At 67.0% G+C, this 9,947-nt stretch carries 11 protein-coding genes; 10 read left to right on the plus strand and 1 reads right to left on the minus strand.

Annotation, left to right across the window (positions count from 1 at the left end):
- Together Q8M88_RS16440 and Q8M88_RS16445 are read left to right on the plus strand one after the other, a co-directional pair.
- A partial coding sequence (locus Q8M88_RS16440) for an OB-fold nucleic acid binding domain-containing protein (protein ID WP_305598235.1) occupies positions 1–1,466 on the plus strand: 1,466 nt, incomplete at its 5' end.
- A 2-nt stretch (positions 1,467–1,468) separates the two neighbouring features.
- The gene (locus Q8M88_RS16445) at positions 1,469–1,837 is read left to right on the plus strand and encodes a VOC family protein (RefSeq protein WP_305598236.1); all 369 of its coding nucleotides are present in this window, start codon (positions 1,469–1,471) and stop codon (positions 1,835–1,837) included.
- 22 nt (positions 1,838–1,859) lie between these two features.
- Here the strand turns inward: Q8M88_RS16445 and Q8M88_RS16450 are convergent, their stop codons facing one another.
- Positions 1,860–2,192, minus strand: a complete 333-nt coding sequence (locus tag Q8M88_RS16450) for a hypothetical protein (RefSeq protein WP_305598237.1) — start codon at positions 2,190–2,192, stop codon at positions 1,860–1,862.
- Positions 2,193–2,491: 299 nt separating this feature from the next.
- Here Q8M88_RS16450 and rpsB point away from each other — a divergent pair, with 299 nt between their 5' ends.
- The 8 genes from rpsB (at position 2,492) to Q8M88_RS16490 (ending at position 9,865) form a co-directional block, all read left to right on the plus strand.
- A complete protein-coding gene (rpsB, locus tag Q8M88_RS16455; RefSeq protein WP_305598238.1) occupies positions 2,492–3,352 on the plus strand; it encodes a 30S ribosomal protein S2 in 861 nt (286 codons plus the stop codon).
- Between the two features lie 62 nt (positions 3,353–3,414).
- Entirely contained in the window at positions 3,415–4,350 is a 936-nt protein-coding gene (tsf, locus tag Q8M88_RS16460; protein WP_305598239.1) for a translation elongation factor Ts, read from the plus strand.
- A gap of 147 nt (positions 4,351–4,497) precedes the next feature.
- Positions 4,498–5,217 (plus strand): UMP kinase, encoded by a 720-nt coding sequence (gene pyrH / locus Q8M88_RS16465; RefSeq protein WP_305598240.1) that lies wholly within the window; start codon positions 4,498–4,500, stop codon positions 5,215–5,217.
- A 32-nt stretch (positions 5,218–5,249) separates the two neighbouring features.
- On the plus strand, positions 5,250–5,816 hold the full coding sequence (gene frr / locus Q8M88_RS16470; protein ID WP_305598241.1) for a ribosome recycling factor: 567 nt from the start codon (positions 5,250–5,252) through the stop codon (positions 5,814–5,816).
- A 47-nt stretch (positions 5,817–5,863) separates the two neighbouring features.
- A complete protein-coding gene (gene uppS / locus Q8M88_RS16475; protein WP_305598242.1) occupies positions 5,864–6,634 on the plus strand; it encodes a polyprenyl diphosphate synthase in 771 nt (256 codons plus the stop codon).
- The gene (locus Q8M88_RS16480) at positions 6,612–7,439 is read left to right on the plus strand and encodes a phosphatidate cytidylyltransferase (protein WP_305598243.1); all 828 of its coding nucleotides are present in this window, start codon (positions 6,612–6,614) and stop codon (positions 7,437–7,439) included. The genes uppS and Q8M88_RS16480 overlap by 23 nt, the downstream gene beginning before the upstream one ends.
- A complete protein-coding gene (gene dxr, locus Q8M88_RS16485; RefSeq protein WP_305598244.1) occupies positions 7,427–8,623 on the plus strand; it encodes a 1-deoxy-D-xylulose-5-phosphate reductoisomerase in 1,197 nt (398 codons plus the stop codon). The genes Q8M88_RS16480 and dxr overlap by 13 nt, the downstream gene beginning before the upstream one ends.
- Positions 8,624–8,647: 24 nt before the next feature.
- Entirely contained in the window at positions 8,648–9,865 is a 1,218-nt protein-coding gene (locus Q8M88_RS16490) for an RIP metalloprotease (protein WP_305598245.1), read from the plus strand.
- The last annotated feature ends 82 nt before the right edge of the window (positions 9,866–9,947 follow it).

The raw sequence follows: 9,947 nt of genomic DNA on the forward strand, positions 1-9,947 counted from the left end.
CGATCGACACCCTGCACCCAAGCCTGGAGCCGGTGCTGCGCGAGACCTACGGCATCATCGTCTACCAGGAACAGGTGATGCAGATCGCCCAGATCCTGGCCGGCTATTCGCTGGGCGAGGCCGACCTGCTGCGCCGCGCCATGGGCAAGAAGAAGAAGGACGAGATGGAGCAGCAGCGTGCTCGCTTCGTCTCCGGCGCGGCCGAAAAGGGCGTCAGCGCCGAACGGGCCGGCTCGATCTTCGACCTCGTCGACAAGTTCGCGGGCTACGGCTTCAACAAGAGCCACGCGGCCGCCTATGCGCTGATCTCGTATCAAACCGCCTGGCTGAAGGCGAATGCGCCGGTCGAGTTCTTTGCAGCCTCCATGAGCCTCGACATCTCTAACACCGACAAGCTGGCGGCCTTCTACCAGGACGCCAAACGCTTCGGGGTGAAGGTGCGTCCGCCGGACGTCAACCGCTCGGAGGCCGACTTCGACGTGGCCGACGGCGAGGTGCTCTATGCCCTGGGAGGCGTGCGCAATCTGGGTCTGGGCGCCATGGAGCACGTGGTAGAGGTGCGACGCGCCGGCGGGCCGTTCCGCGACCTGTTCGACTTCGTCGAGCGGGTCGACCCCAAGCAGGTCAACAAGCGCGCGTTGGAGACGCTGGCCCGCGCCGGCGCCTTCGATACCTTGCACCCCAATCGCGCCCAGGTGGTCGCCGCCGCTGACGCCCTGGCGGCCTACGGCCAGAGCATGGCGGCCGAGCGCGCCTCATCGCAGGGCAGCCTGTTCGGCGGCGACCAGGCCGAAGCCGCCCGGCCCCGTATCCACAAAGTCGAGCCGTGGAATCCAATCCAGCGCCTGGACGAGGAACTGGCGGCTGTCGGCTTCTATCTGTCTGGCCACCCGCTTGACGATCTGGTCGAGGCGCTGCGTCGCCGCCGGAGCGACCTGCTGGCCGATGTGCTGATCAAGGCGGAGGCGGGCCACGAAGCGTTCCGCATGGCCGGCGTCGTCCGCCGCAAGCAGGAGCGAGCCTCTCAGTCGAGCGGCGAGAAGTTCGCCTTCGTCACCCTGTCGGACCCCACAGGCGAGTACGAGGTCCTGTTCCCGCCGGAGGCGCTGCGCAAGTGCCGCGACCTGCTGGAGCCGGGGCGCGCCGTGGCGATCAAGGTCCGCGCCAAGGCCCGCGACGGCGAAGTGCGCTTCTTCGGCGACGACGCCGAGCCGGTGGAGAAGGCGGTGGAGAACGCCACCGCCGGCGTGCGCGTGCACATCGCGCCTCGGAACGCCGAGATCGAGGCGCTCAAGCGGCGGCTGGAGGGCGTCACCAACCCGCGTGGCGGCGAGATCGTGCTGGTCGCGGGCCTCGACGGCGGACGCGAGGTGGAGCTGAAACTGCCTGGCCGCTTCACCCTGGACGGCGCGGTGCGCGGCGCGCTGAAGACCTCCCCGGGCGTGGTGTTCGTCGAGGACCTTTAGAGGTGCTCGGGCACGTTTCGCTGGGCGTCCGCGATCTTGAGCGTGCGAGGGTTTTCTATGACGCGATCACGACTCCGCTGGGTTGGACGTGCCTCTGGGACTCTCCCCGAGGACTTGGTTACGGCCCATCAGGGGGCGGTGAGAAGATAAACCTCTTCCCGCATCCAGACGCGCATCCGCCGGGCCCGGGTTTCCATCTGGCCTTCAATGCGCCCGATCGCGCCGCCGTGGATGCGTTCTATGGTGCGGCCCTGGCGAAGGGCGGAGCAGATCAGGGTGCTCCCGGACCGAGACCTAACTACGGACCAACGTATTATGCAGCGTTCGTTATAGATCCGGACGGCCACAAGCTTGAAGCGGTGCATCAATAGCGCTGCTGTCGATCGCAGGGCCTCAGAACAGGCTCTTCGGCTTGCGAGGCTTCACCGGCGCCGGATAGGCGTCGATCCCGCCGCGATTGGAATAGACGCTGCCCGGTTTGAACGGCTTGTAGGGCTCATAGGGCTTGAAACCCTCGTAAGGCTTGAACGCCGGCTGCTGTGAGCGGTACGGGCTCGTCGAGCGGTAGGGCGCGTAGCCGCCTGGCGCATCGTACCGCGGCTGTGAACCATAGCGCGGTTGGTGATTCGGATCGTTCGAGGGGGCGTCGAAGATCGACTGGGCGCAGGCTGATCCGGCGAAAGAGGCCAGGCCCAGCGCGACGGCGATCAAGATCGAGGGTTTCACAGACACGCTCCGGTCAAGCTTTGTGTTGGCTATATGTTCCGAACTTTGCAACCTGCGCAACAGAACTCTCGCATGACGTGTGCGCGCGTTCGTCTGTGATCTGACCTTAGCGAACCGCCGGCGCCCGGCGAAGCGGCTGCAGCTGTTGCTTTTTTCGGCCCCAGCGCCTATGTCCGCGCCTCAATCCACACGCAGGCGTTTGGGGACTGGCGGGGAGACATCCCGTCCGTGTCCACTCCGGTCCTCCTCGAAGGAGGGTGGCCTGCGGAGGTTCAACCGGAAAAAGGACTATTAAGCCAATGGCGCTTCCCGATTTCTCCATGCGTCAGCTCCTGGAAGCTGGCGCCCACTTCGGACACCAGACCCACCGCTGGAACCCGAAGATGGAACGCTTCATCTTCGGCAGCCGCTCGAACATCCACATCATCGACCTGTCGCAATCGATCCCGCTGCTGCACCAGGCGCTGGTCAAGGTGCGCGAAGCCGCGGCCTCGGGCGGACGGGTGCTGTTCGTCGGCACCAAGCGTCAGGCGTCCGACCCGATCGCGGTCGCCGCGCGTCGTTGCGCCCAGTACTACGTCAACCACCGCTGGCTGGGCGGCACGCTCACCAACTGGCGCACCGTCTCGCAATCCATCGCGCGTCTGCGCGAGCTGGAAGGCCTGATCGAGGGCGACACGGGCGCTGGCCGCACCAAGAAGGAGTTGCTGCAGCTGACGCGCGAGCGCGACAAGCTGGAGCTGTCGCTGGGCGGCATCAAGGACATGGGCGGGATCCCCGACCTGATGTTCGTGATCGACACCAACAAGGAAGCGATCGCCATCCAAGAAGCGCGCAAGCTCAACATCCCGGTGATCGCCATCCTCGACACCAACTGCGATCCGGACGGCATCACCTATCCGATCCCCGGCAACGACGACGCCGCCCGCGCCATTCAGCTCTATTGCGACCTGATGGCCGATGCGGTGCTGGACGGTCTGGCCGCCGGCCAAGCCGCCTCCGGCGTCGACCTGGGCGCCTTGGAGACTCCGGTGGAGCCGGCCCTGGCGCGCAGCGAAGCGGCCGCCGACCCGCAGGCCGAGCAGGCGCCCGCAGCGGAGCCTGCCATCGAGCCGGCGGCTGAGGAAGCCGCTGCCCCGACGCCTGAGCAGGCGGGCTGAACTTTCGTTGAATCCCTGGCCGGGCCCAAGCGCCCGGCCGAACTCAGACTGGAGGAATGACCATGGCGGAGATCACTGCTGCGCTGGTCAAGCAACTGCGCGACAAGTCGGGCGCAGGCATGATGGATTGCAAGAAGGCCTTGCAGGAAGCCGCCGGCGACATGGAAGCGGCCAGCGACTGGCTGCGCACCAAGGGCCTGTCCAAGGCCGCCAACAAGTCCGACCGCGCCGCGGCCGAGGGCCTGGTGGCCGGCCTGATCAGCCCTGACGGCAAGACCGGCGTGCTGATCGAGCTGAACGCCGAGACCGACTTCGTGTCGAAGAACGAGACCTTCCAGGCCGCCGCCCGCGACATCGCGGCCGTGGCGCTGGACGTCGAAGGCGTTGACGCGATCTCCGCGGCCAAGACCGCCAAGGGCGAAGTCGTCTCCGAAATGGTCACCAACCTGATCGCGACGATCGGCGAGAACATGCGCCTGCGTCGCGCCGCCCGCCTGAGCGTCGCCCAAGGCGCGGTCGCGCTGTACCTGCACAACGCGCAGGGCGACGGCGTCGGCCGGCTGGGCGTTCTGGTGGCGCTGGAAGGCGGCGGCGACGCCGCCGTGCTGAAGGAGATCGGTCGTAAGATCGCCATGCACGTGGCCGGCACGCCGACCCCGCCGCTGGCGCTGACGCCCGACGATCTGGATCCCGCCGCCGTGGCCAAGGAAAAGCAGTTCCTGACCGACCAGGCGCTGGAATCCGGCAAGCCGGTGGGCGTCGTCGAGAAGATGATCGAAGGCCGCATCCGCAAATGGCAGGAAGAGGTCGTGCTGCTGAAGCAGCCCTTCGTGATGAACCCTGATCAGACGATCGAGCAACTCATCGCCGAGACGTCGAAGTCGACGGGCGCGCCGCTGGCGATGAAGGGCTTCGTGCGCTTCGTCCTGGGCGAAGGCGTCGAGAAGAAGACCGACGACTTCGCCGCCGAAGTCGCGCAACTGACCAGCCAGGACTGACCTGGACCAACGAATCCGCGGATGGGCGTGACAGCGCGCGTCCGCGGTTATCGTGTGCGCGCTGGGGTGGAGGCGTCAGCGCCCACTTTCGGGCGCCGCGCGGTGGGCTAGATTGCCCGGACAGATTCGAAAGAAGAAGCCGCGCCTATGTCGACCGCCCCCCTCCGTTACAAGAAGATCCTCTTGAAGGTCTCCGGCGAGTTCCTGATGGGGGACGCGCCGTTCGGCATCGATCCCAAGACGCTGGAAGCGGTCGCCGAGGACATCGCCGAGGTGGTGCGCCACGGCGCGGAGCTGTGCCTGGTGACGGGCGGCGGCAACATATTCCGCGGCGTGTCGCTGGCCGGGCGGGGCATGGAGCGGGCAAGCGCCGACTACATGGGCATGCTGGCCACCGTGATGAACGCCCTGGCCCTGCAGGGCGCGTTGGAGAAGATCGGCGTCTACACGCGGGTGCAGTCGGCGATCCCCATGGAAGCGGTCTGCGAGCCCTATATCCGCCGCCGCGCCCTGCGCCACCTGGAGAAGGGCCGCGTGGTGATCATCGCCGCTGGCCTGGGTGCGCCGTTTTTCACCACGGACACGCCGGCGGCCCTGCGCGCTGCGGAGATGGGTTGCGACGCGCTGTTCAAGGGCACCAGCGTCGACGGCGTCTACACCGCCGACCCCAAGAAGGATGCGCACGCCAAGCGCTATGACTCCCTGAGCTATCAGGAGGTGCTGGCCAAGGACCTGCGGGTAATGGACGCCTCCGCGATCAGCCTGATGCGCGACAATCAGATTCCCATCGTAGTGTTCTCGATCCGCGAACGCGGTAACTTCCTGAAGGTGCTGCAAGGCGAGGGCGTCTATACGACCATCGCCTGACGCGCCCTGAGCTTGAGAATGGAGAAGCGCCCATGGCCACCGCTGAGAAGCCGGTGCTTTCGAAATACAAGGACCGCATGGAAAAGGCCGTCGCGGCCTTGAAGGAGGAGTTCGCGAGCCTGCGCACCGGCCGCGCCTCGTCCAACCTGCTCGATCAGATCACCGTCGACGCCTACGGCTCGCAGATGCCGCTGAACCAGGTCGGCGCGGTCAGCGTTCCTGAGCCGCGCTCGATCAACGTCAGCGTCTGGGACAAGGCCCTCGTGGTCTCCGTGGAGAAGGCGATCCGCAATTCCGGCCTTGGCCTCAATCCGGTCGTGGAAGGCCAAAACCTGCGCATTCCGATCCCGGCGCTCACCGAGGAGCGCCGCAAGGACATCGCCAAGATGGCCAGCAAGTACGCCGAGCAGCAGCGGATCGCCGTGCGCAACGTGCGTCGCGACGCCATGGACGACCTGAAAAAGGCCGAGAAGGACAGCGTCATCACCCAGGATGAACAAAAGCGCATGGAGTCGGAGGTGCAGAAGCACACCGACGAGGCGGTCAAACGGGTGGACGAAGCCTTGAAAGTCAAAGAACAAGAGATCATGCACGTCTAGGTGTGGCGATCCCAGCGCCCGTCGCTCCAGTCCTGAAGGCGCCCCCGATGGCCGTCGCCAAGTCACAGTCGCAGGAAGGCGGACCCACGCCCGGAGCACCGCGCCTGCACGTCGCCATCGTCATGGACGGCAACGGTCGGTGGGCCAAGCGGCGCGGGCTGCCGCGCACGCTGGGCCATCCGCGCGGCGTCGAAGCGATCCGCCGCACAGTCGAGGCGGCGCCGACATTGGGCGTCGGCTGGCTGACGCTATACGCCTTCTCCACCGAGAACTGGGGTCGTCCGCCGGGCGAGGTTTCCGAGGTCATGCGGCTGCTGAAGGCCTATGTGAACAGCGATCTGGACAACTTGGTGCGTGAGGGTGTGCGGGTGCGCATCCTGGGCCGACGCGAGGGCCTGGCGCCGGACATCGCCGAGATCGTCGAGCGGGCCGAGGCGCGCACCGCGCACAACGACGGCTTCCATCTGCAGGTGGCGTTCAACTATGGCGCGCGGGCCGACATCGTCCAGGCCGCGCGCCAATTGATGGAGGCGGCGCGCGAAGGCCGCCTCGATCCCGAAGCGCTGGACGACAAGGCGTTCGAGGCCCGGTTGTCGACGGGCGGCCTGCCGCCTCCAGACCTGGTGATCCGCACCAGCGGCGAGCAGAGGCTGTCCAACTTCCTGCTCTGGGAGTCCGCCTATGCCGAGTTTGTCTTCCAGGACGTGCTGTGGCCCGACTACGGGCTTGAGCACCTGAAGGCCGCGATCGCGGAGTTCACCAAGCGCGAGCGGCGATACGGCGGGACCGTCGCCGATGACGTACTTGCCGCAGGCTAGGCGCTTCGACTGGTCCAATTTCGGGATCCGGCTTGTGTCCACCGTGGTCCTGATCCCGGCGGTGCTGCTGGCTGTCTGGACCGGCTCCTGGCTTTTCCTGCTGCTGCTCTCGGTGGCGGTGGCGCTGTTGGCCATCGAATGGGCCAGCATGAGTGCGCCACGCGCGCCGATACGGGTTTCGGCGGCGGTCACCGCGGCGGTGCTGGGCGGCGTCTTCGTGGCGTACACCGGCGAGCATCAACTGGCCTGGGGCGTCGCCTCACTGGGGGCGCTGGCCGCGGCGCTGATCGCGCGCGGCGTCGCCGAGCGGCCGTTCGATGCGGCTTACGGCGTGATCTATATCGGCATACCCTGCCTTTGCCTGGTGTGGCTGCGGGCTACGCCGCAAGGCGAATGGTGGACCATGATGCTGCTGGCGATCACCTGGTCGGCCGACATCGCGGCGTTTGCGGTAGGCAGCGCGCTGAAGGGTCCCAAGCTATGGGTCCGCTTCTCTCCCAACAAGACTTGGTCGGGCTTCATCGGCGGGCTGCTGGCGGGCGCCTTGGTCGGCGCGCTGATGGCGTCCCTGCCGCTGTTCCGGCTCAACCTCGCGGCCGCTGCGGCCATCGGCCTGGCCGGGGGGCTCGCCACCATGGCCGGCGACCTGTGGGAATCGATGCTCAAGCGCCGGTTCGGCGTGAAGGACAGCGGCGATCTGATCCCCGGTCACGGCGGGTTGATGGACCGGGTCGACGGCCTGATGTTCGCCGTCGCGGTGATCTCCGCGGCGCGGCTGGTCAATCACCTGGGATGGGGACATTGACCCTGCCTCGGCGTGTCAGCGTCCTCGGGTCGACGGGCTCAGTGGGCGTCTCGACCCTCGACCTGTTCGACAAGTCCGGCGCGGAGGTCGAGGTGGTGGCCCTGGCCGCCGGGCGCAATGTCGAGATCCTAGCCCAGCAGGCGTTGCGCTGGCGGCCGAAGATGGCGGTGATCCGCGACGAGACGTTGTTGCCGGAACTGCGCGAAAGACTGGCTGGCTCGGGCGTGGCCGCGTCAGGCGGGGCAGGCGCGCTCGCCGAGGCGGCCGCGGCCGAAGCCCAATGGGTGATGTCGGCGATCGTCGGATTTGCCGGCTTGGCGCCGACATTGGCGGCGGCGAAGGCGGGGGCGGTGATCGCGCTCGCCAACAAGGAAAGCCTGGTCTGCGCTGGTCCCTCGCTGCTGCGCACCGCCAAGCTCGCCGGCGGGGCGGTGATTCCGGTGGATTCAGAGCACTCAGCGATCTTCCAGGTGCTGGACCCGATGAACATCCATCACGTGGCGCAACTGATCCTCACCGCCTCTGGCGGACCGTTCCGCGGCTGGAGCGAAGCGCAGATGGCGCAGGCCTCGCCCGATCAGGCGGTGGCGCATCCGAAGTGGAACATGGGCCGCAAGATCTCTGTGGATTCCGCGACCATGATGAACAAGGGGCTGGAGATCATCGAAGCGGCCTATCTGTTCTCCATGCGGCCGGACCAGATCGGCGTGCTCGTACATCCGGAATCGATCGTTCACAGCCTCGTGGAATACGACGACGGCTCGACGCTGGCCCAACTCGGCGCGCCCGATATGCGCACCCCGATCGCTTGCGCCTATGCCTGGCCGGACCGGCTTTCGTGGCCGGCGCCGAAGCTGGACCTGGCCAAGATCGGGACGCTGACGTTCGAAGAACCGGACCTTGGCCGCTTTCCTGCCTTGAAGATCGCGAAAGACGCTCTCTCAGCCGGAGGAGCCGCGCCCGCCGTGATGAACGCCGCCAACGAGATCGCCGTCGCCGCCTTCCTGGACAGCCGCATCGGCTTCCTGGATATCGCCGGCGCAGTCGCAGATACGCTGGAACGCGTCGAGGCCCAGGGCCTCGCCAGCCAGGCCAACGACGCCCTGGACGGCGCGCGCGAAACCGACGCGGTGGCCAGGCGTGTGGCCGCCGAAGTTGTCGATCTGCGACGCCGGGCGCATTGATCGGCGTGGAGCACCCTCGACCCCATGATTGATTTCATCGGATCCGCCCTGAGCTACATCGGCCCATTCCTGCTGGTGCTGGGCCTGGTGGTGACCATCCACGAATTCGGCCACTTCCTGGCCGCGCGCAGCCTGGGCATCGCCGTCGACCGTTTCTCGATCGGTTTTGGGCGGGCGATCGCCACCTGGAAGGACAAGGCTGGCGTCGAGTGGCGGATCGGCTGGCTGCCGCTGGGCGGTTATGTACGCTTCGCCGGCGATGAGAACGCCGCCAGCGTGCCGGACCAGGCCGACCTTGCGGCCATGCGCGGCGAGATCGAGCGGCGCGAGGGTGTGGAAGCCGTCGGCCGCTATTTCCACTTCCGGCCGCTTTGGCAGCGAGCGGTCGTCGTGGCGGGGGGACCGTTCGCCAACTTCGGGCTGTCGATCGTCCTGTTCGCCTTCCTGCTGATGGCGGTCGGCGAGACCATCCTGCCGGCGCGCGTCGACGGGGTGATCCCAGGCAGCGCCGCGGAGCGGGCAGGGTTCTCGCGTGGCGACATGGTCGTCCAGGCCGATGGCCGGAAGATCAAATCCTTCCTCGAGCTGCAGCAGATGGTGGCGATGCGCGCCAACGTGCCCATGACCTTCGTGGTCGAGCGCGGCGGCCGCGAGGTGACCCTGCACGCGACGCCCGAACGCAAGACCATCGTGGCCAGGATCGGCGGCGAACAGAAGATCGGCGCCCTCGGCCTACGGGGCCTGGAGCGGCCCGGAGACCGGGTGGTCAAGCGCTACAACCCGATCGAGGCCCTAGGCGGCGGCGTGGCCCGGACCTGGGACGTGCTCGAGTCGACCGTCTACTATCTTGGACGCCTGGTCACCGGCAGGGAGACCGCCGAACAGTTGGGCGGGCCATTGCGAATCGCCCAGGCCTCGGGCCAGGTCGCACAAGCTGGCGCGGAAGGGGGAACGACGCCGTTCGCCATGGTGCTAGGCAGTCTGGTGGCCTTGCTTGGCCTGACCGCCGTGCTCTCGGTGGGCATCGGATTTATGAATCTGTTGCCCGTTCCGGTGCTCGACGGCGGGCATCTGCTTTTCTACGCCTACGAGGCGATCACGCGGCGCCCTCTTGCAGCCAAGGTTCAGGCGGCAGGGTATCGCGTGGGCCTTGCGCTGCTGCTCGGATTAATGTTGTTCGCGACCTGGAACGATCTGCAGCAACTGCGTGTGTTCAAATTTCTCGGCGGCCTCCTCTCCTGAAAGCCCCCGACCCAATCCTGTGACGGCTCAATTCATGCATAGACCCCGCGCCCGCCGCGCCGCGCTCGCCACAGGCCTTGCG

Source organism: Phenylobacterium sp. (assembly GCF_030693805.1).
Lineage (GTDB): Bacteria > Pseudomonadota > Alphaproteobacteria > Caulobacterales > Caulobacteraceae > Phenylobacterium.

What these genes read in the sequence shown, in the direction of transcription:
- rpsB (WP_305598238.1), top strand. Translation starts at nt 2,492, where the DNA reads ATGGCGCTTCCCGATTTCTCCATGCGTCAGCTCCTGGAAGCTGGCGCC.
- tsf (WP_305598239.1), top strand. Translation starts at nt 3,415, where the DNA reads ATGGCGGAGATCACTGCTGCGCTGGTCAAGCAACTGCGCGACAAGTCG.
- pyrH (WP_305598240.1), top strand. Translation starts at nt 4,498, where the DNA reads ATGTCGACCGCCCCCCTCCGTTACAAGAAGATCCTCTTGAAGGTCTCC.
- frr (WP_305598241.1), top strand. Translation starts at nt 5,250, where the DNA reads ATGGCCACCGCTGAGAAGCCGGTGCTTTCGAAATACAAGGACCGCATG.
- uppS (WP_305598242.1), top strand. Translation starts at nt 5,864, where the DNA reads ATGGCCGTCGCCAAGTCACAGTCGCAGGAAGGCGGACCCACGCCCGGA.
- Q8M88_RS16480 (WP_305598243.1), top strand. Translation starts at nt 6,612, where the DNA reads ATGACGTACTTGCCGCAGGCTAGGCGCTTCGACTGGTCCAATTTCGGG.
- dxr (WP_305598244.1), top strand. Translation starts at nt 7,427, where the DNA reads ATGGGGACATTGACCCTGCCTCGGCGTGTCAGCGTCCTCGGGTCGACG.
- Q8M88_RS16490 (WP_305598245.1), top strand. Translation starts at nt 8,648, where the DNA reads ATGATTGATTTCATCGGATCCGCCCTGAGCTACATCGGCCCATTCCTG.